Annotated in this window: 22 protein-coding genes; 8 read left to right on the top strand and 14 right to left on the bottom strand. The window is 71.9% G+C overall.

The window, feature by feature from the left end; all coding sequences use genetic code 11:
• Positions 1 to 6 precede the first annotated feature (6 nt).
• A complete protein-coding gene (locus E5N76_RS17140; protein ID WP_187830223.1) occupies positions 7 to 804 on the bottom strand; it encodes an ABC transporter permease in 798 nt (265 codons plus the stop codon).
• Complete coding sequence (locus E5N76_RS17135; protein ID WP_187830222.1) at positions 801 to 1,154, bottom strand: DVU3141 family protein; 354 nt, start codon at positions 1,152 to 1,154, stop codon at positions 801 to 803. Before E5N76_RS17135 ends, E5N76_RS17140 begins: the two co-directional genes overlap by 4 nt.
• Before the next feature lie 199 nt (positions 1,155 to 1,353).
• On the opposite strand from E5N76_RS17135, the gene E5N76_RS17130 reads away from it, so the two are divergent.
• The 4 genes from E5N76_RS17130 to E5N76_RS17115 all read left to right on the top strand — a co-directional run bounded on the left by E5N76_RS17130 (position 1,354) and on the right by E5N76_RS17115 (position 5,798).
• The gene (locus tag E5N76_RS17130) at positions 1,354 to 3,162 is read left to right on the top strand and encodes a capsular polysaccharide export protein, LipB/KpsS family (RefSeq protein ID WP_149538548.1); all 1,809 of its coding nucleotides are present in this window, start codon (positions 1,354 to 1,356) and stop codon (positions 3,160 to 3,162) included.
• Complete coding sequence (locus tag E5N76_RS17125; RefSeq protein ID WP_187830221.1) at positions 3,159 to 3,944, top strand: SDR family NAD(P)-dependent oxidoreductase; 786 nt, start codon at positions 3,159 to 3,161, stop codon at positions 3,942 to 3,944. Before E5N76_RS17130 ends, E5N76_RS17125 begins: the two co-directional genes overlap by 4 nt.
• 348 nt (positions 3,945 to 4,292) lie before the next feature.
• Positions 4,293 to 4,640 (top strand): hypothetical protein, encoded by a 348-nt coding sequence (locus tag E5N76_RS17120; RefSeq protein ID WP_149538546.1) that lies wholly within the window; start codon positions 4,293 to 4,295, stop codon positions 4,638 to 4,640.
• A gap of 78 nt (positions 4,641 to 4,718) precedes the next feature.
• Entirely contained in the window at positions 4,719 to 5,798 is a 1,080-nt protein-coding gene (locus E5N76_RS17115) for a TRAP transporter substrate-binding protein (protein ID WP_149538545.1), read from the top strand.
• 184 nt (positions 5,799 to 5,982) lie between these two features.
• On the opposite strand, the gene E5N76_RS17110 is transcribed toward E5N76_RS17115, so the two are convergent.
• Positions 5,983 to 7,371 carry a nucleotide sugar dehydrogenase gene (locus E5N76_RS17110; protein WP_149538544.1) on the bottom strand — a complete coding sequence of 463 codons (1,389 nt, stop codon included), beginning with the start codon at positions 7,369 to 7,371 and terminating at the stop codon, positions 5,983 to 5,985.
• Between the two features lie 496 nt (positions 7,372 to 7,867).
• Here E5N76_RS17110 and E5N76_RS17105 point away from each other — a divergent pair, with 496 nt between their 5' ends.
• Positions 7,868 to 8,869: an NAD-dependent epimerase/dehydratase family protein gene (locus E5N76_RS17105; protein ID WP_149538543.1), complete on the top strand. Its 1,002-nt coding sequence runs from the start codon at positions 7,868 to 7,870 to the stop codon at positions 8,867 to 8,869.
• Positions 8,870 to 9,142: 273 nt separating this feature from the next.
• Here E5N76_RS17105 and E5N76_RS17100 read toward each other — a convergent pair whose 3' ends face one another.
• Positions 9,143 to 10,711: a gamma-glutamyltransferase gene (locus tag E5N76_RS17100; protein WP_149538542.1), complete on the bottom strand. Its 1,569-nt coding sequence runs from the start codon at positions 10,709 to 10,711 to the stop codon at positions 9,143 to 9,145.
• A gap of 208 nt (positions 10,712 to 10,919) precedes the next feature.
• Here E5N76_RS17100 and E5N76_RS17095 point away from each other — a divergent pair, with 208 nt between their 5' ends.
• A complete protein-coding gene (locus tag E5N76_RS17095; RefSeq protein ID WP_149538541.1) occupies positions 10,920 to 11,129 on the top strand; it encodes a hypothetical protein in 210 nt (69 codons plus the stop codon).
• Positions 11,130 to 11,198: 69 nt separating this feature from the next.
• On the opposite strand, the gene E5N76_RS17090 is transcribed toward E5N76_RS17095, so the two are convergent.
• The 10 genes from E5N76_RS17090 to E5N76_RS17045 form a co-directional block, all read right to left on the bottom strand.
• On the bottom strand, positions 11,199 to 11,618 hold the full coding sequence (locus E5N76_RS17090) for a c-type cytochrome (RefSeq protein WP_149538540.1): 420 nt from the start codon (positions 11,616 to 11,618) through the stop codon (positions 11,199 to 11,201).
• Complete coding sequence (locus tag E5N76_RS17085) at positions 11,605 to 12,447, bottom strand: cytochrome c oxidase assembly protein (RefSeq protein ID WP_149538539.1); 843 nt, start codon at positions 12,445 to 12,447, stop codon at positions 11,605 to 11,607. The genes E5N76_RS17090 and E5N76_RS17085 overlap by 14 nt, the downstream gene beginning before the upstream one ends.
• Positions 12,435 to 12,746 (bottom strand): hypothetical protein, encoded by a 312-nt coding sequence (locus tag E5N76_RS29570; protein ID WP_187830220.1) that lies wholly within the window; start codon positions 12,744 to 12,746, stop codon positions 12,435 to 12,437. The genes E5N76_RS17085 and E5N76_RS29570 overlap by 13 nt, the downstream gene beginning before the upstream one ends.
• Positions 12,743 to 13,342 carry a cytochrome c oxidase subunit 3 gene (locus E5N76_RS17075; protein ID WP_149538537.1) on the bottom strand — a complete coding sequence of 200 codons (600 nt, stop codon included), beginning with the start codon at positions 13,340 to 13,342 and terminating at the stop codon, positions 12,743 to 12,745. The genes E5N76_RS29570 and E5N76_RS17075 overlap by 4 nt, the downstream gene beginning before the upstream one ends.
• Positions 13,339 to 15,237, bottom strand: coding sequence for a cytochrome c oxidase subunit I (gene ctaD / locus E5N76_RS17070; RefSeq protein WP_149538536.1), 1,899 nt, complete (start codon positions 15,235 to 15,237; stop codon positions 13,339 to 13,341). Before ctaD ends, E5N76_RS17075 begins: the two co-directional genes overlap by 4 nt.
• Positions 15,234 to 16,154, bottom strand: a complete 921-nt coding sequence (locus E5N76_RS17065) for a cytochrome c oxidase subunit II (RefSeq protein WP_149538535.1) — start codon at positions 16,152 to 16,154, stop codon at positions 15,234 to 15,236. The genes ctaD and E5N76_RS17065 overlap by 4 nt, the downstream gene beginning before the upstream one ends.
• Positions 16,151 to 16,666: a c-type cytochrome gene (locus E5N76_RS17060; RefSeq protein ID WP_149538534.1), complete on the bottom strand. Its 516-nt coding sequence runs from the start codon at positions 16,664 to 16,666 to the stop codon at positions 16,151 to 16,153. Before E5N76_RS17060 ends, E5N76_RS17065 begins: the two co-directional genes overlap by 4 nt.
• Positions 16,667 to 17,063: 397 nt before the next feature.
• A complete protein-coding gene (locus E5N76_RS17055; RefSeq protein WP_149538533.1) occupies positions 17,064 to 18,296 on the bottom strand; it encodes a c-type cytochrome in 1,233 nt (410 codons plus the stop codon).
• Positions 18,293 to 20,062: a GMC family oxidoreductase gene (locus E5N76_RS17050; RefSeq protein ID WP_149538532.1), complete on the bottom strand. Its 1,770-nt coding sequence runs from the start codon at positions 20,060 to 20,062 to the stop codon at positions 18,293 to 18,295. The genes E5N76_RS17055 and E5N76_RS17050 overlap by 4 nt, the downstream gene beginning before the upstream one ends.
• The gene (locus E5N76_RS17045; protein WP_149538531.1) at positions 20,059 to 20,805 is read right to left on the bottom strand and encodes a gluconate 2-dehydrogenase subunit 3 family protein; all 747 of its coding nucleotides are present in this window, start codon (positions 20,803 to 20,805) and stop codon (positions 20,059 to 20,061) included. The genes E5N76_RS17050 and E5N76_RS17045 overlap by 4 nt, the downstream gene beginning before the upstream one ends.
• Before the next feature lie 499 nt (positions 20,806 to 21,304).
• On the opposite strand from E5N76_RS17045, the gene E5N76_RS17040 reads away from it, so the two are divergent.
• Both E5N76_RS17040 and glf read left to right on the top strand, forming a co-directional pair.
• Positions 21,305 to 22,351: a glycosyltransferase gene (locus E5N76_RS17040; RefSeq protein WP_207792006.1), complete on the top strand. Its 1,047-nt coding sequence runs from the start codon at positions 21,305 to 21,307 to the stop codon at positions 22,349 to 22,351.
• Positions 22,344 to 23,495, top strand: a complete 1,152-nt coding sequence (gene glf / locus E5N76_RS17035; RefSeq protein WP_149538529.1) for a UDP-galactopyranose mutase — start codon at positions 22,344 to 22,346, stop codon at positions 23,493 to 23,495. The genes E5N76_RS17040 and glf overlap by 8 nt, the downstream gene beginning before the upstream one ends.
• Positions 23,496 to 23,498 lie beyond the last annotated feature (3 nt).

Genomic DNA, 23,498 nt, shown 5'->3' with positions numbered 1-23,498 from the left:
GGCGCCTCAGATCACCAGATCCTGCCGCGCCCGCCGGATGGCCGCCATGCCCAGCAGGTTGAGCCCCGCCACCCAGCCGAGCACGTAGCCGACGTCGTAATGCGTCGGCACCTGGTTGCCGAACTGCCCGTTGCGGACAATTTCAAACATGTGAACGGTCGGAATCCAGAGCGCGGCCTGCTGCAGCTCCGTCGGCAGCCAGAACACCATGAAGAAGGCGCCGGTCGCCGGCAGGGAGATATAGGTGAAGAGGTGCACCACCCGGTCGAACAGCTCGGTATAGACGCTGCCGGCGGCGATCAGCATGGCGACGCCGTGGCTGAAGCCGAGCATCATCAGCATGCCGATCACCACCTTCTCCGGCTCGCGGGGCCATTCGCCGGCAGTCATGCCGAAGAACAGCGCGAAGGCAAGCATCGCCCCGCCCACCGCGGCGCCTTCCAGCAGGTCGCGCGCCAGGATGATGTCGAAGATCGAGATGTTGCGGTGGTAGAGCAGCGATTGGTTGGAGACGATGGCGACCGGCGCCCGGTTGATGATGCCGCGCAGCAGGTAGTAGGGGATGTAGCCCATCACCCAGAAGGTCGCGACGTGCAGCCCGCCCGGCAGGCCGTGGCCGCTGAGATGGTGCACCGCGCCGATCGCGCCGCCGAGCAGCGCAGGTTCGACGAAGAGCCAGAGATAGCCCAGATTGTCGCGCCCGAAGCGCGTGCCGAGCTCCCGCAGGGTCAGCGCGCCCAGCACCCGAAGCTGCACCCGCAGCCCGGTGAGGGCGCTGCCGCGGGAGGCGGCGCTGCCGCTCACGGCCGGCCCTTGCCGGCGCGCAGCAGCGGCCGGGCTTCCACCCAGCCGGTCTCGCCCTGGCAGACCAGCCGGCTGCGCTCGTCATAGCCGCGGCCGATCAGCAATTCCCGGCATTCCCGCCCGCTGGCGGCGGTGTAGCGGCGCAGCAGCCGCACCCGCGCGGTCTGGCCGCTGGCCAGCGTCACGGCGCTTTCGCTGCCCGGGGCGGCGTTGGCGGCGAAGGCCAGCAGCGGGTCCGCCGGCATCGCATAGCTGGCCGGAAGCACGGTCGCGGCCCCATCTGCCCCGCCCCCTTCCATGGGCGAGATGCACCCCGCCAGCGCCATCCCGCCCAGGAGCAGCCCCAGCACCCTCGCCCTCTGGCCCCCCCGAAGCCAGTGCGGCGGCCGCTGGTGGTTCCCGTCCTGGTTGCACGCGCCGTTTTGGACAATGCGCAAAGTGGTATTCATTCGCTGATGGCCCCCATTTCCCCCTCTAGCAAAAAGCGAGGCGGCGGTAAGCACGTTTCGCATTTTGGGCGAAGCTCGGCTCCCCTATAGGGCGGCGGGGATGAATCATTTGTTTCGCACGCTGGAGAGCGCCGAGGCGCCGGCAGGCGCGGCGGCGGCGAAAGCCGCGGCCGAGGACGCCGGGAGCGGCCGCTCGCCCGGCCTGTTCCGCGCGCCGGCATTCGGGCGCCGGCAGGTGGCGCTTTCCTGGCTGGCCGCGCCGGACCTGCCTGCCGCCATCCATGCCGGACTCGCGGCGCAGGCCATGGTGCCGGCGCTGCCCGAGTTGCTGGCCGCCTGGCGTGCCGGCCGGGTGGGCGGGGAGCCGGGCCTGCCGGATCCGGGCCCGGCGACGCTCGGCCTGGTGCCGCGCGGCGCGGTGCTGGTGCTGGACCCGTGCGATGCGGCGCAGGCCGGCGCGGCCCGGGCCATGCTGGCGCGTGCCGGCGAAGCGGCTGCCGGCCGCCCCCTGCTGCTGCTGCGCCGCCCCGACGCCCCGGCCGGCGCGCGCCCCGTACTACCCGGCACCAGGCCGGAGCGCCTGGCGCCTTGGACGCTGCTCGACCTGGCGGCGGAGCTGCATGTGCTGGGCGATGAGCTGGGCCTGCTCGCCCTGGCCGCCGGGGTGCGGCTGCGCGACCATGCCGCTTCCCCCTGGGCCGGGCCGCCCGCCGAGGCGGTGCTCGCCGCCCTCTTCGCCGCCACGCGCTGGGTGGACCCGTTCCGCGGCGGCGCCTGGACCGCCGGGCAGGGCCTCGCCCAGCTCGCCGCCTGGCGGGAGGCGGAGGCGGCGCATCGCCGCATCCGCGCCTGCACCGGCATCGAGTGGTTCAAGCACCGCCATATCCGCGATGCGCTCGCCAGCAGCGCCGGCCCGCCGCGCATGCGCATGCGCGGCAGCGTGGCCATCCGCGATGCGCGGCGGGAGGACGGGGCGGTCGCCGTCTGGGCCTCGGTGATGCCGGAGAGGCTGCGGCTGCGGGCGGCGGCGGAGGGCGTGCCGCTGCTGCAGCTCGAGGACGGCTTCATCCGCTCCGCCGGGCTCGGGGTGCTGCTGACGCCGGCCGCCTCCCTCGCCGTGGATGATCGCGGCATTCATTTCGACCCGCAGCGGGAAAGCGCGCTGGAGCATCTGCTGGCGACCGCCGAATTCGACGCCGCGCTGCTGGCCCGCGCGGCGCGGCTGCGCCAGGCGCTGCTGGCGGCCAACATCACCAAATACAATCTGGCGGGGGATGCGCCTTCCCTCGCCCTGCCGCCCGGCAGGCGCGCCATCCTGGTGGCGGGGCAGGTGGAGGATGACGCGGCGATGCGGCGCGGCGGCGGCCGCATCCGCGGCAACCTGGCCTTGCTGCGGGCGGTGCGGGCGGCGAATCCGGACGCGGTGCTGCTCTTCAAGCCGCACCCGGATGTGGTCAGCGGCATGCGGCGCGGCGCGGTGCCGCCGGCGGCGGCTGCGGCACTGGCCGACCATGTGCTGCCGCAGGTGCCGATCGGCGCCCTCTACGGGATGGTGCAGGAGGTGCATACCATCTCCTCCCTGGCGGGCTTCGAGGCGCTGCTGCGCGGCCTGAAGGTGACCACCTACGGCCAGCCCTTCTATGCCGGCTGGGGGCTGACCGAGGATCGCGACCCGCCGCCGCGCCGCGGCCGCCGCCTCTGCCTGGATGCGCTGACCGCCGCCGCGCTGATCCTCTATATCCGCTGCTTCGACCCGGTGACCGGCCTGCCCTGCCCGCCGGAACTGCTGGTGCAGCGGCTGGCCACCGCGCCGCCGCGGCCGGCGCTGCGCCCGACCGTGCCCGTGGCGTTGCGGGCCCTCACCGCGCGGGTCTCGCGCTTCCTCGCCGGCTGGTGGGCGGGGCGGTGAGCCGCCAGGGCCCGATTCGCCATGCGGTGATCACCGGCGCTTCCCGCGGCCTGGGCGCCGCGCTGGCGCGGCAGATGGCAGCGCCGGGGCGGCGGCTTTCGCTGATCGCCCGCAGCGAGGCCGGGCTGCAGGCGACGGCCGCCGCCTGTCAGGCGCGCGGCGCCGAGGTCGCGACCCGCCCGCAGGACGTGGCCGACGCCGCGGGCATGGCAGCGCTGCTGGCCGCCTGGGAGGCGGAGCGGGCGATCGACACGCTCATCGCCAATGCCGGCATCAGCGCCGGCACCACGCCGGACGGCGCGCCGGAAAGCCCGGAGGCGGCGGCGCAGGTGGTGGCGGTGAACCTGCTGGGCGCCATCCATCTGGTGCAGCCCATGCTGCCCCGCCTGCTGACGCGGGGCGAGGGGCGCATCCTGCTGGTCGGCTCGGTGGCAGGGTTCCTCGGCCTGCCGGACAGCCCGGCCTATTCCGCCAGCAAGGCCGGGCTCTGGGCCTATGGCGAGGCGCTGCGGGCGGCGCATGGCCCGGCCGGGCTGCGCGTGCTGGTGGCGGCGCCGGGCTTCTTCGCAAGCGGGATGAGCGCGCGCTACCTCGGCGCCCACCCGCTGGAGGTGGGGGTGGAGGCGATGGCGGCGCGCCTGCTGCGCGCGCTGCGGGCCGGGCAGGGGCGGGTGGTGACGCCCTGGGCGCTGGGCGCGCTGCTGCGGGGCCTGGCGCTGCTGCCGGCGCCGGCGGCGGATGCGCTGATCCGGCTGGGGCGGTTCCGGATCGCGCCGGAATAGGCGGGGGCTTCGCCACGGATCCCGGCAGGGGCGCTGCCCCTGCACCCCCGCCGGGGGGTGGACCACCCCCCGGACCCTGGTCCGAGTTTCAGACCCGATGATTCGCCTGCCGAGTCCCGGCGGGGGGCGGGGAGGTTCGAAGGCACAGCCTTCCACGGCCCCGCGGGAGTCCGAGAACAGCGCCCTTCGCCGGGGACATCGGGGGCAAAGTCTCCATCTCATGGCGGAGCCGCCATCGCAGGCTTGTGACAGAAAGAGTGCGCTTCCAGCCGGGACGGTGCTTGTTTCGTTGCGGCCTCTTTCCGCATGCTGCGCCGGCCGCATCCGGCGGCCCGAAGGATCCGTGCCATGCCCGCGGATATGCTCCTGCTCCTTGCCGGCCTTGCCCTTTCGCCCCCCGCCGCCGGCACCGCGCCGGACATCCGGCAGGTGCAGGTTCAGTCCGAGGAAGGCCGGCAGCGCGAGGCCGCCTTCCGCCGTCAGCTCATGACGCAGGGCCTCGGCTTCGGCGGCATCTTCGGCCCGGCGCTGCGCAATTGGGCGAATACGCCGAGCGCCCCGGCCCGTTCCGGCCCGCGTTGCCCCTATACCGAATACGCTGCCTGCCAGGCTTGGCGGAACGGCGATGGCTGGGCGGCGGACCGCATCCAGAACCGCCGCTCCACCCCTTCCGAGCGCGCCTGGTACAACAGGTAGGTCAGCCCTTCTCGCCTTTTCCCCGGCGCCATTCCGTGGTTCCTCCCGCGCCCGATCGATTCGCCGGAGGAAGCGCCCATGTCCCGCCGTTCCCTGCTCGGCCTTGCGGCAGCCGCGCCGCTGGCCGCCCCTGCCGTGGTGTATGCCCAGGCCCCGGCGCTGCGCTGGCGGCTGACCAGCAGCTATCCCAGCAGCCTCGATGCCATCCATGGCGCCGGCCCGCTCTTCGCCCGCACCGTCGCCGAGCTGACGGACGACCGCTTCCAGATCCGCGTCTTCAACCCGGGCGAGATCGTGCCGCCGCTGCAGGCGCTGGATGCGGTGCAGGCCGGCACGGTGGAGGCCTGCCACACCACGGCGAGCTTCTACACCGGCAAGAACCCGGCCTTCGCCTTCGCCACCGGCCTGCCCTTCGGCCTCAACACCCGCCAGCAGAATGCCTGGATGTATGAGGGCGGCGGGATCGAGGCGATGGACGAGCTGTTCCGCCAGTACAATGTGAAGGGCCTGCCGCTGGGGACCACCGGCGCCCAGATGGGCGGCTGGTATCGCAAGGAGATCCGCTCGGTCGAGGATCTGAAGGGGCTGAAGATGCGCATCGCCGGCCTTGGCGGCACCGTGCTCTCCCGCCTCGGCGGCGTGCCGCAGCAGCTCGCCGGCGGCGATCTCTACCCGGCGCTGGAGCGCGGCACGATCGACGCGGTGGAATGGCTCGGCCCCTATGACGATGAGCGGCTCGGCTTCCACAAGGTGGCGCAGTACTACTACTACCCGGCCTGGTGGGAGGGGGCGGCGAACACCTATCTCTTCGTCAACCAGCAGCAATGGGCGGCGCTGCCGAAGAGCTACCAGGCGGCCATCCGCACCGCCGCCGCCGAGGCGACGCACTGGATGGTCGGCCGCTACGACATGCGCAGCCCGGATGCGCTGCGCCGGATCCTCGCTTCCGGCACCCAGCTCCGCCCCTTCCCGCGCGAGGTGATGGAGGCCTGCTACCGCGAGGCGATGGCGGTGGAGCAGGAGCTGGCCACCAGCAGCCCTGAGTTCAGGAAGATCCACGAAGGCTGGGCCAAGGCGCGCGACGACATGCGCGCCTGGTTCCGCGTGGCGGAGCTGAGCTTCGACAATTTCCTCGCCCAGGCCGCCCAGCGTCGCTGAGTCCGCCGGGCGCTCCGCGCCACGCGACAACCCCGGACCACCCGTCGCCCTGGCGCGGCTTTGCCGCGACAGGCTGTGCGAGGCGCCGGGCCGCAGGGCCCGGATGGGCCCCACGACGGCGCGCAGCGCCCGTCTGGGGCGAAACCCGGGGCCCCCGCAACGGCGCGAAGCGACGTTGCGGGGATTATGCCTTGACGATGTACTGCCCGGTGACGCCGCGCCGGGCGCAGGCATTGCGGGTATCCACCACGAGCGGTGCCAGCCGGGCGATGCGGGCATAATCCACCGCATCATGGTCGGTGGCGATCAGCACGCCATGGCAGGCTTCCAGCGCCGCATCGCTCAACTGCATGGAGCGCCTTCCGGCAAGGCTCGGATGCTCCGGCAACTCGGCGGGCAAAGCGGGCACCAGCGGGTCGTGATAGGCGGCGACGCCGCCGCGCTGCTCGACCAGCTCCATCAGCCGCAACGCCGGGCTTTCCCGCACGTCTTCCAGATTCGGCTTGTAGCCGACGCCGAGCACCAGGATGCGGCTGTTGCGCAACCCGCGCCCCTGGCTGTCATCCAGCCCGCGCACCAGCCCTTCCAGCACGTAATGCGGCATGGCGGTGTTGATCTCGCCCGCCAGCTCCACGAAGCGGGTGGGCACGCCCTGCGCCTTGGCCTTCCAGGCGAGGTAGAAGGGATCGACCGGGATGCAGTGGCCGCCGAGGCCCGGGCCGGGCCAGAAGGGCATGTAGCCGAAGGGCTTGCTGCTGGCGGCCTCGATCACCTCCCACACATCGATGCCCATGCTGGCGTAGACCTGCTTCAGCTCGTTCACCAAAGCGATGTTGACGGCGCGGAAGATGTTCTCCGTCAGCTTCACCGCCTCAGCGGTCCGGGGGGAGGAGACGGGGACGACGCGCTGCATCACCGCGCCGTAGAGGGCAAGGGCCAGGCGCTGGGAGTGCGCGTCGACGCCGCCGACCACGCGGGGGATGCTGGCCGTGTCATAATGGCAGTTGCCGGGGTCCTCGCGTTCCGGCGAATAGGCCAGGGCGAAGTCGCGGCCGCAGGCGAGGCCGGAGCTTTCCAGGATCGGCCGCACCACTTCCTGCGTCGTGCCGGGCCAGGTGGTGGATTCCAGCACGATGAGCTGGCCGGGGCGGAGATGGGCAGCAATGCGCCGTGCCGCGGCTTCCACCGCCGAAAGGTCCGGTTCCCGGTGGCGGCCGAGCGGCGTCGGTACGCAGATCAGGATGGCGTCGGCTTCCGCCAGGCCGGACCAGTGGCCGGTGACGGCCAGCCGGCCGGACCGCACTGCCTGCTGCACCTTCTCCCGCTTCACCTGGCGCAGCGTGCTTTCCCCGGTGGCGAGGCGGCTGAGCTTCTGCGCATCCGTATCAAAGCCGGTGGTGGCGAAGCCGGCCTCTGCCAGGGCCAGGGCCAGGGGCAGGCCGACATAGCCGAGCCCCATGACGGCAATCCGCGCATCCCGCGCCTCGAAGCGTTCCGCCAGCCCGTCCCAAAAAGCTGCAGCGCGGGTACCGGGCGGAGCCGAGTCAATCTGCGGGAGTATCGTATCCGGCATGCGATGAGCATTCCGCTATCGTTCCTAGGAAGTCAACCAGAAATGGTATTAGCGAAACAACCTACGCGGGATGGCTGATTCCAGCGCCGCCTCTCGCCCGGGGAAGGGGGCGGGGGCCGCCGGGAAGTCCCCCACCGCGGCGGCCACACCGGATGGCAGGCCCGGCCGAACGGGGTGCCCGGGCGGTGTCGGAGCGTCATGGGTTTTCGCTCACGCACCCCGTTCCAGGTCCTTGTTCGATCGCGCGACTCACGCTTCTCGGTGATTCCACCTCAAGCGGCCACGCTCTGGCAGGTCGAAGGCGCGGGCGAGGCGCGTCGGCGAAGGGTGCGGCGGCTTTCCTCCTGGCCGGATGGGCGAATTTCGGCGTGCGGTGTCGTACCGATCGGCGGATAAACCGCTCTGTCCATTGTATTTTCCAGAACAGGCCAGCCGCGGGGGTGATTTCGCCCGAGCGCGGATTGCTCTAGGAGAGGCGGGCAAGGGAGCGCGTGGGATGAAGGTCCTGGTCACCGGCAGCGCCGGCTTCATCGGCTTCCACCTCTGCCGCCGGCTGCTCGCCGCCGGGCATCGGGTGGCCGGGGTGGATGCCATGGTGCCCTATTACGATGTGCGGCTGAAGGAGGCCCGGCACGCGCTGTTGGCGGCCGAGCCCGGCTTCGCCCGCCATGAATTCGACCTCTGCGAGGATGGGCGGCTGCGCGCGCTGCTGCGGGCGGAGGCGCCGGAGGTGGTGGTGCACCTCGCCGCCCAGGCGGGGGTGCGCTACGCGCTGGAACACCCGGAGAGCTATGTCCACAACAACCTGGTGGCGACCTCGACGCTGGTGGAGGCGCTGCGGCACCAGAAGGTGCGGCACCTGCTGATGGCCTCCACTAGCTCCGCCTATGGCGCGAATGAAAAAATGCCCTTCCGCGAGACGGATGCGGTGGCGACGCCGCTGAACATCTACGCCGCGACGAAGCTGGCCACCGAGCATGTCGGCCATTGCTATGCGCATCTCTGGCGGCAGCCGGTGACGATGTTCCGCTTCTTCACGGTCTATGGGCCGTGGGGCAGGCCGGACATGGCCTTCTTCAAATTCACCGACGCCATCCTGAACGGCCGGCCGATCGACATCTACAATCACGGCCAGATGGAACGCGATTTCACCTATGTGGCGGATCTGGTGCAGGCGATCGAGAAGCTGATCGACTGCGTGCCGGAGCAGGGGAAGCCGGTCGCGGAGATCGACAGCCTCAGCCCCGTGGCGCCCTTCCGCGTGGTGAACATCGGCAACGCGCAGCCGGTGCAGCTATTGGACTTCATCGCGGCCATCGAGCGGGCGGCGGGGCGCGAGGCGATCCGCAACCTGATGCCGATGCAGCAGGGCGAGGTGCTGAAGACCTGGGCCGACAGCAGCCTGCTGGCGGCGCTGACCGGCTACCGGCCGAGCACGGGGATCGAGGAAGGCATCGCGGCCTTCGTGGCGTGGTATCGGGAGTATTACGGCGTCTAGCATTGAGGGGGACTTTGTCCCCCTCAAGCTCCCCCTACCAAAGGCTGAAGGGCCTTTGGAAACCATGAGTCTCGGATCCGTCGATCGAACCGCAAAGCTCAAGGGTTCCAAGGGCCTTTCGGCCCTTGGCGGGTGGGGGCTCGGGGGAGGGCAGCGCCCTCCCTCGACACCTATAGCGGGATCGGTTGAGCTGCGCTCACCCGCCCCGCTCTAGCTCATTGTGCGGTCGCGTGGTTCACGGTTTCGGTCGATTCGACCTCAACCGATCACGCTCTAGGCTGCGACCGCCCCGCTCCATGGCGTCATCGCATCGCTGATCCCCACCGCCCCGCCCGGCACTCGCCGGATCAGGTTCGGGCAGGCGAAGTTCAGCGGCAGCACCGCGTGTTCCACCCTCTGGGTCGGCCCCGCCGCCTCCAGCGCCGCGATCACCTCCGGTGCCAGGCGCTGGTCGGCGGTGATGCCGCTGGGCCCGGAGACATCGATGCGCGGATAATGCGCTGCCTCCTCCAGCCCCATACCGAAATCCGCCACATAGGTAAGAAGCTGGAACACCGCCGCCATGATCCGCCGCCCGCCCGAGGCGCCGCCGGCGATCTCCGGCGCGCCGCCGCTGGCGGCGATCACCGGGCACATATTGGTCAGCGGCCGCTTGCCGGGTGCGATGGCGTTGGGCGTGCCCGGCTGCGGATCGAACCACATGACGCCGTTGTTCATCAGCACGCCGGTGCCCGGCAGCACCACGCGCGAGCCCATGGAGGAGAGCAGCGTGGTGGTCATCGCCACCATCATCCCGTCCTTGTCGCAGACGGTCAGGTGGGTGGTGCAGCTATCCGCCCCAGGCGGCTCCCCTTGGGGCTCCGCATCGCCAAGCCCCGCCAGCCGTTCCGCATAGGAGGTCTGCAGCACCTGCGCCAGCTTGCCGTACCAGGCGGCGGAGGGCGCCTCGCCATAGGGCGCATCCGCCATGCCTTCCAGCACGCGCCGCAAGGTCGGCGCCGCGGTCAGCCCATTGGCGAGCATCAGGGTGCGGCCGCGCCAGGGCGCCTCGATGGCCGGCAGCACGCGGGCGGCGCAGCCCTTGAGGTCCGCCGCGGTGATGACGCCGCCCACCGCCTTCATATCGGCGACGAGCTGCGCCGCGATCTCGCCCTCGTAGAAATCGCGCAGCCCCGCCTGCTGCAGCCGTTCCAGCGTCGCCGGCAGCTTGCCCTGCACCAGATAGCCCGGCTTGCCCTGATAGGGCGTGGTCGGCGGCAACCCGTTCGGCAGGTAGATCCGCGCGCTCTCGCCATACAGCCGCAGCACGGCGGCGGAGGCGGCGATCTTCAGCGTGGTGTACCAATCCTGCGGCAGGCCGCGCTTCGCCAGCGCCACCGCCGGCGCCAGCACCTCCCGGATCGGCAGCCGCCCGTGCTTCTCGTGCAGCAGCGCGCAGCCGGCGACGGCGGAGGGGATGACGAAGGAGAGCGGCCCGTGAATGTTGCGGTCCCCCTCCACCTCCGGCCAGGAGAACAGGTCCTGCTTCAGCCGCCCGGTCAGCGGAAAGGCGGAGGCGTCCAGGCCGGCGGGCGCGACCGGGCCGAAATCGAAGGTCTCGGCAGCCTGCATGCCGGGCTTCATCGCCAGCGCGAAACCGATGCCGCCGAGGCCGCAATTCCACGGCTCCAGGCTGGCCAGGGCGAAGGCCGTGGCCACCGCCGCATCCGCCGCGGTGCCGCCGGCGCGCAGCATCTCCGCCCCCGCCTCGGCCGCCGCCTTCACCTGGGAGACGACGATGCCGCCGGCGCCGCGCGCTTCCGGCTTGCGGAGCTGCCAGTGCTGGGTGAGGTGCTCGATCATGCGCGTATCTCCTGCGGTCCGCGCATGGTTGCGCCGATCGGCAGGGAGGGGAAGGCCGGAGCCGGCAATGGCCGTCGCGCAGCGCCCCGGCTGCCGCTGTGCGCTGCCATGAAATCGCCGCCTCGCCGGCCCGATATCGCCAGGGGGGTGGAGTTATTTCCAGCGTACCGGCCGGCTTGGCCGCCAGCATCTCAGGGAATTCGCCGCCATGCGCCAGCGCATCGCCTGCGGCCTCATCTTCGGGGCCCTCTGCCTCATCACCGCCCTCGTCGCCCTGCTGCTGAGCGACGCCATGGCCCCCGGACGGGTGCCGCCCATGCTCGCCTTCTGGGGCGCCTGCGGCGCCGGGCTGCTGCTGCTGGGCGGGCTCGCCCTGCTGGAGCGCCGCGAATCGGGGGCGCTGCCCGGCCAAGGGTAGCTGGCGCCCGGCGCAGGCCGCCAAGGGCAGGTGGTGCTGCCGCGCTGCGGAATCGCCGCTCGCCCCGCCTCAGCGCAGGTACAGGTAAGCAGCGATGTCCCGGGCCTCGGCCTCGCCCAGGCCGGCCGCCGGCATGGCGGTGCGGGGGGAGACGGCGCGCGGGTCGCGCAGCCAGGCGACCAGGTTCTCCGCACTGTTGGGCAGCACCCCGGCCAGGTAGACGCGGCTGCGCAGCCCGCCCAGCGGCGGCCCCACCTGACCATCGGCGCCGGGCACGCCGGGGATGCTATGGCAGCCGGCGCAGCCATAGCGGCGCAGCAGCGGCGGGGCGCGGGACGGGTCGCCGCCGGTGATGGCGCGGGCCACGAGCTCGGCCTCGCCGGGTGGCCGCCACCACCACCAGGCAGCCGCGCCCAGCGCGGCCGCCAGGCCCAGCCCCAGGAGGCTAAACCCCAGGAGGCCAAGCCCCAGGAGGCTAAGCCGGCGCATGGCGGCGTCCTCCCCGCTGCAAGGCTCGTCCCAGCAGCAGCAGCGCCGCCGCGGCATAGACGACGCCGCCCGGCACCCACATCACCAGCCCGGCCAGTTGCTGGTCCTCCAGCGGCGTCAGCCCGAAGCGTGCCGCCTCTGCCGTCTGCACGCCGTAGAGCACGCGCGGCGCCAGCACCAGCAGCGTGCCCAGCAGCCCGGTATGCAGCATGGTGACGAAGAGGTCCGCCACCGCCACCAGCGGCTTCGCCCGCCGCAGCATCGCCCACCAGAACAGCAGCGCACTGAGCAGGAAGGAAAGGTGCTGCGCCCGGTGCAGCCCGGCATGGCCGATCACCGCATCGAACAGCGCCGGCACGTGCCACAGCCAGATCGCCGCGCCATGCAGGAAGGTGGCGGCGGCCGGATGCGTCAGCCAGCGCCAGGGCAGGCGTAGCGCCCGCGCGCCGCGGCCGATCCGCCGCCGCGCCGCCGGCGGAAAGGCCCAGAGCGCCACCGCCATCGGCCGGCCCAGCACCAGCAGCGGCGCGGCGACGGCCATCACCAGCTCATGCTCCACCATATGCGCGGTGAACATCAGCTCGCCCAGCCCGTGCAGCGGCGAGAGCAGCGCGCCTGCCAGCACCAGCCAGCCCGTGAGCCAGGCGGCAGCCGGCGCCGCCAGCCGCGCCGCCCGCCGTCCCAGCCGCGCCAGCCCGCCGAGATAAAGGGTGAGAAAGCCGAGCAGCGGCCCCGCCACCAGCGGGTCGAACTGCCAGCCGGGCGCGTCTCCGCCATGCGCCAGGGCGGCGCCGGGCCAGAGCAGGAGAAGGGCGGTCAGGCCTCGCATCCGTGCAGCACCAGCGTCGCCAGCAGATGCAGCCCCAGCGGCAGGGCCAGCAGCAGCGCCAGCCAGGCGCCGAGCAGGGCGGCGAAGCGCCACGGGCCGCGCCCGGCGGCGCCGCGCCAGGAGAGCGCCGCCCCGCCCAGCGCCATGGCCAGGCACAGCGCCACCAGCGGCACGCCCGGCCGCGTCCCCTCCCGGCAGAACAGCCAGGGCGCCATCTCGCCGATCTGGGTGCTGGCCGCCAGGGCGAGCGGGCCCAGCACCCAGCCCGCCGGCGCCAGCCAGGCTGCCCGCCCGCTCACAGCCGCGGCGCCCAGTAGAGGCAGGCATAGACCGGCAGCCAGGTCGCGACGATGAAGACCCAGTAGGCCACCTCATCCTCCACATCGCCGTAGCGGCGCGGATTGTCGGCATGGCGGGTGAACATCAGCGCCGCCAGCACGGCGGTCTCCACCAGGTCGGCCAGCAGATGCGTGGTGTGCAGCCCAAGCAGCACCCAGACGATGGAGCCATAGGCGCTCTCATCCCACCGCACATGGAAGGCCTGGAATTCCAGCACCCGCAGCGCCAGCGGCAGCACGCTGATCCCGAGCATCACCAGCAGGCCGAGCCGGATGCGCCGCAGATCCTGCGCCTTGGCCCAGCGCGCCAGCAGGGCGTTGGGGATGAGGCTCAGCAGCAGCACCAGCGCCACCCCGGTGCCCGCCGCGAGCTCCGGCGGCGGCGCCGGCGGCCAGTCCGGCGCCACCGTGGCGAGGTAGAGATAGACGCCGATGCCGAGCGCGAAGCCCATGCCCTCGATCAGCATGAAGGCGAGGTTGCCCCACCAGGTCGGGCCCGAGCCGCGCGGCCCGCTGGTCGGCAGCTCCGACAGGTCGGCGACGATGCGCGCCTTCATGACTCGTCCTCCGGCGTGCCGCGCGGCCAGAACCAGAAGATCAGCGTGGCGGCGACGGGGATGGCGCCCCAGACCACCGCCCAGGGGGTGAAGATGGACCAGATCAGCATGGCGGTGGTGGCGATGGCGGCCAGCAGCGGCCAGACCGAATCCCGCGGCGAGGACTCCCGCGCCTCCGGCTCCGCCGCCATCACGCTGGTCAGCAGCAACTCCCGCCGGTCCAGCCGCAGCCCGGCGGCAACCTTCAATGCGTCGGGCGAGTCCCGAAGCGGATCGGCGCCCTCCACCACCGGGATGCGGGTGAAATTCCAGGGCGGCGGCGGGGAGGAGGTGGCCCATTCCAGCGTCCCCGCGCCCCAGGGATCGGGCCCTGCCGCCTCGCCATGGCGGGCGCTGCGCCAGGCATTCCAGAAGAACAGCAGGAAGCCTGCCGCCAGCAGCGCGGCGCTGAGGGAGGAAAAGAGGTTCAGCCCGCCCCAGGGCAGCTCCGGCGGGTAGGTATAGACCCGCCGCGGCATGCCCCAGAGGCCGAGGAGATGCATCGGGAAGAAGGCCAGGTTGAAGCCGCCGAAGACGAGGCCCCAGGCCCAGCGCCCCAGCCTCTCCTCCATCAGCCGCCCGGTCAGCTTCGGGTACCAGTAGTGGATGGCGCCGAGCAGCGGGAAGACCGCGCCGCCGACCAGCACGTAGTGGAAATGCGCGACGACGAAGAAGCTGTCGTGCAATTGCGTGTCGAGCGGCACGGAGGCGACCATCACCCCGGTCATGCCGCCCAGCACAAAGGTGAAGAGGAAGGCGAGGACGTAGAGCATCGGCACCGTCAGGCGCGGCCGCGCCCCCCAGAGCGTCGCCAGCCAGCAGAAGATCTGCAGCCCGCTCGGCACCGCGATGGCCATGGAGGAGGCGGTGAAGAAGCTCTCCCCCAGCCGCGGCAGGCCGGTGGTGAACATGTGGTGGACCCAGAGGCCGAAGGCCAGTAGCCCGGTGCCGACCAGGGCCAGCACCATCGCCAGGTAGCCGAAGACCGGGCGGCGGCAGAAGGTGGCGAGGATGGTGGAGACCATGCCGACCGCCGGGATGAAGATGATGTAGACCTCCGGGTGGCCGAAGAACCAGAAGAGGTGCTGCCACAGCAGCACGTCGCCGCCCGCCGCCGGGTTGAAGAATTGCGTGCCCACCAGCCGGTCGAGGATCAGCGCCGTGCTCGCCAGGACGATGGATGGCATGGCGAGGATGACGACGAAGGAGGTGACGAGCATCGCCCAGACGAAGAGCGGGATGCGGTCCAGCGACATCCCCGGCGCCCGCTGCTTGAAGACGGTGACGACCAGCCCGACCGCGACGGCCAGCGCCGAGACCTCGGTGAAGGTGATCATCTGCGCCCAGATATCGGCCCGCTTGCCGGGGCCGTATTGCGGGCCGGCGAGCGGGACATAGGCGAACCAGCCGACATCCGGCGCCATGTCCAGCAGGAAGGCGATCCAGAGCAGCGCGCCGCCGAACAGGTAGACCCAGTAGGAGAAGGCGTTGAGCCGAGGGAAGGCGATGTTGCGGGTGCCGACCATCAGCGGCACCAGATAGACGCCCATCGCCTCCATCACCGGCACGGCGAAGAGGAACATCATCGTCGTGCCGTGCATGGTGAAGACCTGGTTGTAGCGGTCCGGCCCCAGCAGCCGCCCCTCCGGCTGGGCGAGCTGCCAGCGCATCAGCAGTGCCAGCACCCCGCCAAGGGCCAGGAAGAGAAAGGCAGTGACGATGTAGCGCCGGCCGATCGCCTTGTGGTCCACCGTGGTGAGCCAGCCGAGGAGGCCGGGACGGGAGGACCAGACGGCGGCGAGCGATGCCTCCAGCGCCGCCTCCTCCCGCCCGGTGTCGCGCGGCTGCGCCCTCACCGCAGCAGCGCCAGGAACTCGGTCAGCGCCTGCAGCTCATCGGCCGTAAGCGGCACCAGGGGCATGTTGTTGCCGGGCTTCAGGGTCTGCGGGTCGGCAGTCCAGGCGGCCAGCGCGCCGCGGGTCATCGGCAGCAGCCCGGCGCCGAGCGTCTCGCGCGAGGCGAGATGCGTCAGGTCCGGGCCGGTGCTGCCGGCGGCTTCGCTGCCACGCACCGTGTGGCAGGCGCTGCATTGCCGCGATTCGAAGACCTGGCGGCCGGCCACGGCCAGGGCCTCCGCGGCAGCGGGCGCAGCCTGGCCGGCCCGCCAGCGGGCGAATTCCGCCGCCGGCTGCACCACCACCGGCAGCGCCATGCGGGCATGCTGCATGCCGCAGAATTCGGCGCATTGGGCGCGGAAGATGCCCGCCTGGCGGGGGGTCAGCAGCAGGGCGTTGTCGCGGCCGGGGATCATGTCCTGCTTGCCGGCCAGGTTGGGCACCCAGAAGCTGTGGATCACATCCGCCGCCGCCAGCTCCAGCCGCACCGGGCGGCCGAGCGGCAGGCGCAGCTCATTGGCGGTGGTGAAGCCGGGGGCGTCGCCCTCCGCCGGGTAGGTCACCTGCCACCACCATTGCCGCCCCTGGACCTGCACCACCAGCGGCGCCTCCGCCGCCGCGGAAAGCGGGCGGGTGACGAGGTAGCTGGCGAGGGTCAGGCCGATGACGACCAGCACCGTCCCGGCCGTGGCCGCCCCCACGGCGAGGCCGGCACGGCGCGGGGCGGCGCCGGGCCGGCGCCACAGCCCCAGGGCCAGCACCAGCAGCACCGCCAGCCAGATCGCCCCGAGCAGCGCCGTCACCGGCCAGAAGAGGGAGAGGATCGCCGCCGCCTCCGCCCCACCCGGCGCCAGGGCCGATTGCGCCGCCCCATTCATGGCTCGAGCGGGGCGAAGCGGGCGGGGGCGCGGTTCTCCGCCGGCCTTACCGGCGGTTCGTCGCTGCGCCCGGGCGCGGCAGCCCCCCCGCTATAGGCGCCAAGCTGCTGGACATAGCCGGCGAGCTGCCAGAGCTGGTCCTCGGTCAGTCGGGTGTGGAAGGCCGGCATGCCGCCCGGCCTGCCGTCGCGGAGCGAGAGATAGATGGTCTCCATCGCCGGGCCGTAATTCCACCAGCCATCCAGCAGCGCCGGGCCGCGCGCCGTGCCCTCTCCCTGGCCGTGGCATTCCGCGCAGCCGAACCAGGCGTAGAGGCGCTTGCCCTCCGAAAGCTGGTAGGCGTTGGTGCGGTAGGGCTTCCCGAGGGCGAAATAGACTTCCGGCGGCCGCCCGCCGATGCCGACCGGCAAGGCCGCCACGCCGCCCAGCGCCGCGGCGACGGGCGGATCCGGCCGCAGCTCCCGCACCTCCCGCTTGCAGGCGCCGAGCAGCGCCAGCGCCAGGATCGCCATGGAGGCCGGCCGGGCGAGCCGGCGAGGGCGGCTTGCATGATGTGCCGACACCGTGATGCTTTCCGCTACGCTCACCGGCGGTGTGGCTTCGACCGCCCGGGCCTTCTACGCAACGGCCGGCCTTTCTTTGCGGTCACAAGCTTGTGCGGCGGCCGGGTGCGGCGGGCATGGCGGCGCCGGATCCTGCCGTGGCGGGGACGCAGGATGGGGCAGGCGCCGAAACGACGGACTCGCCCTCCCGTCAGCGACCGAGCAGGGCGGGCGGGGCTCCCGCAGCCCGCCTGACCCGTGGAAAGTCGGGGACAAGCCGGGACCCGGCGCCTGTCAGCCGCCGCCACGCCGAATATCCGGTCGGATCAAGGCGACCGGGTGACCCCAATGCCGGGCGGACCGGCTCTCAAGGCACCGGGTCGGTCAGCCTCGCCCGCTGGCGCTGCGCCAGCTCCGCCGTCACTTCCGGCGCCGCATTCCCCCAGGCGTTGCGCACATAGGTCAGCAGCGCCGCCACTTGCCGGTCGTCCAGCCGCCAGCCGAAGGCAGGCATGCCGGGCGCGGTCGGCTCCGCATCGGTCGCGGCGCTCCGTACCCCGGTCAGCACCACCCGCACCAGCGTCTCCGCGCCCGGCTGCACGGTGATCTGGTTCTCCTTCAGGGAGGGGATCATGCCCGCCACCCCGGCCCCGTCCCGCCGGTGGCAGGCGGCGCAATTGTCGATGTAGAGCGCCTCCCCCGCCTGCGTCCCCGGCGCCTCGGCGGCCAGCGGCTGCGGCGGGGCCGGGCCGCGCGGCGGCTGGTCCTTCAGGTAGATGGCGATGGCGCGGAGGTCGGCCGCCGTCATGCGGCTGGTGCTGAACTCCACCACCTCCGCCATCGGCCCGCTCGCCCGCGTCCAGGCGGTGGCGCCGGTGCGGAGATACTGCACCACATCCTCCACCCCCCAGGCGCCGATGCCGAGCGCCTCGCTGCCGCCGATATTGGGCGCGATCCAACCCTGCAGCGCCTGGCCGGCAAAGGCCTGGCTGGCGCGGCTGCCGCCGAGGGCGTTCATCGGCGTATGGCAGGCGCCGCAATGCCCCGGCCCCTCCACCAGATAGGCGCCGCGATTCCACTCGGCCGATTTCGTCGGGTCGGGGCGCAGCTCGCCCGGTTCGAAGAACAGCCAATTCCAGCCGAGCATCGCCAGGCGGATATTGAAGGGAAAGGGCAGCGTCGAGCGGTCCACGCCGTGGCGCGCCGGCGGGATGGTGCGGAGGAAGGCGTAGACCGCATCCATATCCGCCCGACTCATCCGCGTGTACCAGGGATAGGGGAAGGCGGGATACAGATGCGCGCCATCCGGCCGCACGCCCTCGCGCATGGCGCGGGCGAAATCCTCGGCGCTCCAGCGGCCGATGCCGGTCTCGACATCCGGGGTGATGTTCGCGGCCTTGATCAGGCCGAAGGGCGTCTCGATCGGCCGCCCGCCCGCATAGTCGCTGGCGGCGACGCCCTCCGGCGCCTTGTGGCAGGCGACGCAATCGCCGGCCGTGGCGAGGTAGCGGCCGCGCTCCACCTGCGTCCAGTCCTGGCTGTCGGCCTGCGCCCCATCGGCGCCGAGCAGCAGGACGCAGAGCAGAAGCAGCGCCCTCATGCCGGCACCAGCGGGCCAGGGTTCGGCAGATAGCGGTCGCGGATGGCATCCGCTGCCCAGTAGGCCAGCGCCCCCACCGGCCCTGTCGGGTTGAAGCCGGCATTCATCGGGAAGAGGCAGGCGCCGGCGAGGAATACGTTCGGCACGTCCCAGACCTGGCAGTATTTGTTCGTCACGCTGGTCTTCGGGGCGCTGCCCATGATGGCGCCGCCGGTGTTGTGGGTGCTCTGGTAGGGCACGATGTCGTAGGGGCCGCTGATCTCGTTGCGCCGCACCGTGTGCGCCCCCATCGCCTGCACCGCCTCGACGCAGCGGTCCACGGCGAAGCGGCTGAGCTTCCGCTCATTCTCCGGGAAGTCGAAGGTCATCCGCAGCAGCGGCAGCCCGTAGGCATCCTTGTAGGTGGGGTCGAGGTCGAGGTAGTTGCCGCGATAGGGCATGACGCTGCCCTGCAGCCCCACCGCCGCCCAGCGATTGTAGTTCTCGCGCGTCGCCCGCTTCCATGCGCCACCCCAGCGTGGCGTGCCCGGCGGCACCGGCCGCGTGGTGATGGGCCTGCCGTTGCTGAGGATGCAGGCGAGGCTGGCGCCGCCGACGAAACCCGCCGGCCCGTGGTCGAAATTATCGGCGTTGAACTCATCCGCCACCATCCCGACCGAGCCGGCGCCGATGAAGGGGTTGAAGAGCCTGTCCTCGCCGAAGAAGCCGGTGGCGCCGCCCGTCACCTGATAGGCGTAGTTGCGCCCCACCACGCCCTCTCCCGTCGCCGGGTCATAAGGCTTGCCGATGCCGGAGAGCAGCAGCAGCCGGACATTGAAGAGCTGATAGGCGCAGAGCAGCACCAGCGCCGCCGGCTGCTCCCATGCCTGCCCCGCCGTGTCCACATAGGTGACGCCGGTCGCCCGCCTGCCATCGGCCGAGAGGTTGACCTTCGTCACCTGGCACTCGGTCCGCGCCTCGAAGCCCGGATGGCGGACCAGCACCGGCAGCACGCAGGTCTGCGGGCTGGATTTGGAGAAATTGCCGCAGCCGAAGCGCTCGCAGAAGCCGCAATAGGTGCAGGGCGCCAGCTTGCAGCCATAGGGGTTGGTATAGGCCTCGGAGAGGTTGGCGGAGGGCTGCGGAAAGGGCTTCCAGCCCAGCTCCCGCGCCGCCCTGGCGAAGAGGTCGGGCGCCGCCGTCATCTGCATCGGGCGGGTCGGGAATTCCCGCTGCCGCGGCCCCTCGAAGGGGTTGCCGCCCGCCTGGATCTCCCCCTTCAGATTGCCCGCCTTGCCGGAGATGCCGCAGAGATATTCGAAGCGGTCGAAGCTCTCCTCCAACTCCTCATAGGTGACGCCCCAATCCTGCATCATGTGGTCGTGGGGCAGGAATGCCGCGCCGTAGCGCTCGACGCTCGAACTGTGGAAGGTGAAGTCCCACGGGTGCCAGCGCCAGGTCTGGCCGTTCCAGTGCACGCCGGCGCCGCCCACGCCATTGCCGGGCAGGAAGCTGCCCCAGCGGCGGATCGGCAGCGCCGTCTGGTCGCGGTTGTTGCGGAAAGTCAGCGTCTCCTGCGCCGGCCGGACGAAAAGGTCGTGGCGGATGGAATAGCGCAGCTCGTCCGGCGCCGTCGTCGTCGGGAAATCGGTCGGCGTGTCGCGCCAGGGGCCGCGCTCGATCGCGGTCACCCGCAGCCCGGCGCGGCAGAGCTCATAGGCCAGGATGGAGCCGGTCCAGCCCAGCCCGACCACGACCACATCGGTCGGCGGCAGCCGGCGGCTCACCGCGCCACCTGCCAGCTTGCGGCGCGCAGGCCGGAGAGCGGCACGGGCGGGTCGCGATAGGGCTGGTGCGGCCGGTCCAGCATCTCCCGGTAATCGTAGCGGGTGCCGGGGAAGCCCAGCAGCTTCCAGCCGGCCATGTCCTGGTTGCCGCCATAGATCGGATCGGCGAAGAATCCCTCCATCACGTTCTGCAGCAGCATCTCGAAGAAGGGCTTGTCCTCCAGCCCCGCAATGCCGGAGCGGCCCGCGTCGATCGCCTGCAGCAGCGCATCCTGCTCCGCCGCGGTGAGGCCGGCGAAGGCGCGGCCGCCGAAGCGCGCGCGGCAATGCGCGGCGATGGCGGCGAGGGACTGGCGATAGAGCACGGCCGGCGGCCGCTCCTCCTGCAGCCCCTGCTGCGGCGTGCCGCGGGCGAAAGGGCCACGCATGTAGAGCCATTCGGAGCTGCCATAGGGGCCGGCGAGCTGGCGGTCGAGGAAGACGGCGCAGCCGGCCTCGCCGCCGCCCGGGCCGAGTTCATCGGCGGGGATCAGGCGGTTGGCCATGGCCTCGATGGCCGCGGCTTCCTCAGCGGTGAGGAACAGCCAGCCGCCGGGGACGGCGCGGGGCGGCGGATAGGCCTCGTTCGGCGACCAGGGCAGGGCGCCGCGCACGGTGCGGCCCACGGCGGGCCCGTGCGCGAGCGCGATGAGTGCCGTGGCGGAGAGCAGGCTGCGGCGGGTGCCGGTCGGGCTGGGCGGCATAGGGCGCGCACTCGCTGGGACCACGCCAGAAAGCGTGTCCCGGCCTGCCGTTCCCCCGGGCGCCGGGTTCCGTGGCTTTTCCGCGGCGGAAGCCCGGCCGGGGCGATAACCGTTCCGGTCCGCGCCGCCATGCCGCGGCGGCACAACGGCGGACGGGGACGGGCCGGGCCGGGCCAAAGAATTCGAGAGGCCCTGCGGCGGCGGCCAACAGAATCCGGTCTGCCGCGTTGTCTGCGCCACGGGCGGGGCCACCGCGCTCTCGCCGCCGCCTCCCCGCCATGGTCGTCAGCAGCTCAGGCGGATCGGACGGGCGCCTGCCGCCCGATCGCCGTCCAACATATATGCCAGGAGAACCGCCATTCCTCCCCCCGCGCCCGTCGCCCGTAAGCCGCTCCTGCTCTGTCTCTCGCATCTCCGCTGGGATTTCGTCTTTCAGCGCCCGCAACATCTCCTGACCCGCGCGGCCCGAACGCACCGCGTCCTGTTCTTCGAGGAGCCGGTGCGCCAGGCGCCGGCGCCGGACCTGCCGCGGCTGGAGCTGCGGCGCATGCCGGAGGGCGTGGAGGTCGCCACCCCCGTGCTGCCGGACACGCTGGACGAGGCCGCCGCCGACGCGGCGCAGCGCGCCCTGCTGGACGGGCTGCTGGGCGGCGAGCAGCCGGCGATCGCCTGGTACTACACGCCGATGGCGCTGGCCTTCACCGCGCATCTGCACCCCGAGGTCGCGGTCTATGACTGCATGGACGAGCTTTCCGCCTTCCTCGGCGCCTCGCCGCGCCTCGTTCTGCTGGGGCGCCGGCTGCTGCAGCGGGTCGATGTCGTCTTCACCGGCGGCCGCTCGCTGCACGAGGCGAAGCGTGGGCTGCACCCTTCGGTGCATCAATTCGCCTCCGGCGTGGATGTCGCGCATTTCGGCAAGGCGCGGGCCCCCTGGATGGCCGCGGTGCCCGGGCCGGCCGACCAGGCCGCCATCCCCCGCCCGCGCCTCGGCTGGTTCGGCGTCGTCGATGAGCGGATGGATCTCGGCCTGGTGGAGGCGGTGGCGGCGCGCCGCCCGGACTGGTCGCTGGTGATGATCGGCCCGGTGGTGAAGATCGACCCGGCGAGCCTGCCGCGCCGGCCGAACATCCATTGGCTCGGCGGCAAGCCGATGGCGGAGCTGCCCGCCTACCTCGCCGGCTGGGAATGCGGGCTGATGCCCTTCGCGATGAACGAGTCGACGCGCTACATCTCCCCGACCAAGACGCCGGAATACCTCGCGGCCGGCGTGCCGGTGGTCTCCACGCCGGTGATGGATGTGGCGCGGGACTGGGGCGCGAAGGGCCTCGTCGCCATCGCCGCCGATGCCGACGGGGTGATCGCGGCGGCCGAGGCGGCGATGGCGCGGCCGCGTCAATCCTGGTGGCCGGAGGCCGATCGCCACCTGGCGAATTGCTCCTGGGACTCCATCTGGGCGGCGATGCAGGAGCGCATCCGCGCCGCCGCGGCGGCGAAGGCCGGCAGCCGCAAGCCCGCCATCGCGGCCGCGGGCCAGACCCATGTTTGACTGGCTCATCGTGGGCGCCGGCTTCGCCGGCGCGACCCTGGCCGAGCGCCTTGCCTCGGTCCGCGGCGAGCGCGTGGCCGTCATCGACCGGCGCGACCATGTCGGCGGCAATGCCTTCGACGAGACCGATGCGGCGGGCCTGCTGATGCACCGCTACGGCCCGCACATCTTCCACACCAACTCGGAGCAGGTCTTCGCGCATCTCTCGCGCTTCACCAAATGGCGCGCCTATGAACACCGCGTGCTGGCGCGGCTGGCCGATGGCCGGCTGGTGCCCATGCCGATCAACCGCACGACGGTGAACCGGCTGCACGACCTCTCGCTGACGACGGAGGGGGAGGTGGAGGCCTTCCTCGCCGCCCGCGCCGAGCATGTGCCGGAGATCCGCTCCTCCGAGGATGTCGTCGTCTCCCGCATCGGCCGCCAGCTCTACGAGACCTTCTTCCGCGGCTATACGCGGAAGCAATGGGGCCTCGACCCTTCCGAGCTGGACAGGTCCGTCACCGCCCGGGTGCCGACGCGCAACTGCAACGACGACCGCTACTTCACCGACAGCCATCAATTCATGCCGCTGGAGGGCTATACGGCGCTGTTCCGGCGGATGCTGGACCACCCGAACATCACGGTGCTCACCGGCACCGATTACCGCGCGGTGCGGGACAGCCTGCCGCATCGCCGCCTGGTCTGGACCGGGCCGGTGGATGAATTCTTCGGCTACCGCCACGGCAAGCTGCCCTACCGCTCCCTCCGCTTCCGGCATGAGACGCTGGACCGCGAATGGTTCCAGCCGGCCGGCACGGTGAATTATCCGGGGGAGGAGGTGCCCTTCACCCGCATCTCCGAATACAAGCACCTGACCGGGCAGGTGCACCCCTCCACCACCATCACCACGGAATACCCGGCGGCGGAGGGCGACCCCTACTACCCGGTGCCGCGCCCGGAGAATGCCGCCCTCTACAAGCGCTACGAGGCGCTGGCGGATGCGACGCCGGATGTCTGGTTCGTCGGCCGCCTGGCCACCTACCGCTACTACAACATGGACCAGGTGGTGGCGCAGGCGCTGGCGACCTTCCGCCGGATCGAGGCCGAGGTGCCGCCGCGCGCGGCGAATGACGGCCGGTTCCTCGTCGCCGCAGGGGAGTGAGCG

It is taken from the genome of Siccirubricoccus phaeus, from assembly GCF_008360935.1.
In the GTDB taxonomy this organism is placed as follows: domain Bacteria; phylum Pseudomonadota; class Alphaproteobacteria; order Acetobacterales; family Acetobacteraceae; genus Siccirubricoccus; species Siccirubricoccus phaeus.
The sequence above is the reverse complement of the archived record's forward strand: the minus strand, read 5'-3'. Positions and strand labels throughout refer to the sequence as shown.

Coding starts and splice junctions, on each gene's coding strand:
- E5N76_RS17130 (WP_149538548.1), top strand. CDS start 1,354: ATGAATCATTTGTTTCGCACGCTGGAGAGCGCCGAGGCGCCGGCAGGC.
- E5N76_RS17120 (WP_149538546.1), top strand. CDS start 4,293: ATGCCCGCGGATATGCTCCTGCTCCTTGCCGGCCTTGCCCTTTCGCCC.
- E5N76_RS17115 (WP_149538545.1), top strand. CDS start 4,719: ATGTCCCGCCGTTCCCTGCTCGGCCTTGCGGCAGCCGCGCCGCTGGCC.
- E5N76_RS17110 (WP_149538544.1), bottom strand. CDS start 7,371: ATGCCGGATACGATACTCCCGCAGATTGACTCGGCTCCGCCCGGTACC.
- E5N76_RS17105 (WP_149538543.1), top strand. CDS start 7,868: ATGAAGGTCCTGGTCACCGGCAGCGCCGGCTTCATCGGCTTCCACCTC.
- E5N76_RS17100 (WP_149538542.1), bottom strand. CDS start 10,711: ATGATCGAGCACCTCACCCAGCACTGGCAGCTCCGCAAGCCGGAAGCG.
- E5N76_RS17095 (WP_149538541.1), top strand. CDS start 10,920: ATGCGCCAGCGCATCGCCTGCGGCCTCATCTTCGGGGCCCTCTGCCTC.
- E5N76_RS17090 (WP_149538540.1), bottom strand. CDS start 11,618: ATGCGCCGGCTTAGCCTCCTGGGGCTTGGCCTCCTGGGGTTTAGCCTC.
- E5N76_RS17085 (WP_149538539.1), bottom strand. CDS start 12,447: ATGCGAGGCCTGACCGCCCTTCTCCTGCTCTGGCCCGGCGCCGCCCTG.
- E5N76_RS17075 (WP_149538537.1), bottom strand. CDS start 13,342: ATGAAGGCGCGCATCGTCGCCGACCTGTCGGAGCTGCCGACCAGCGGG.
- E5N76_RS17065 (WP_149538535.1), bottom strand. CDS start 16,154: ATGAATGGGGCGGCGCAATCGGCCCTGGCGCCGGGTGGGGCGGAGGCG.
- E5N76_RS17060 (WP_149538534.1), bottom strand. CDS start 16,666: ATGGCGATCCTGGCGCTGGCGCTGCTCGGCGCCTGCAAGCGGGAGGTG.
- E5N76_RS17055 (WP_149538533.1), bottom strand. CDS start 18,296: ATGAGGGCGCTGCTTCTGCTCTGCGTCCTGCTGCTCGGCGCCGATGGG.
- E5N76_RS17045 (WP_149538531.1), bottom strand. CDS start 20,805: ATGCCGCCCAGCCCGACCGGCACCCGCCGCAGCCTGCTCTCCGCCACG.
- glf (WP_149538529.1), top strand. CDS start 22,344: ATGTTTGACTGGCTCATCGTGGGCGCCGGCTTCGCCGGCGCGACCCTG.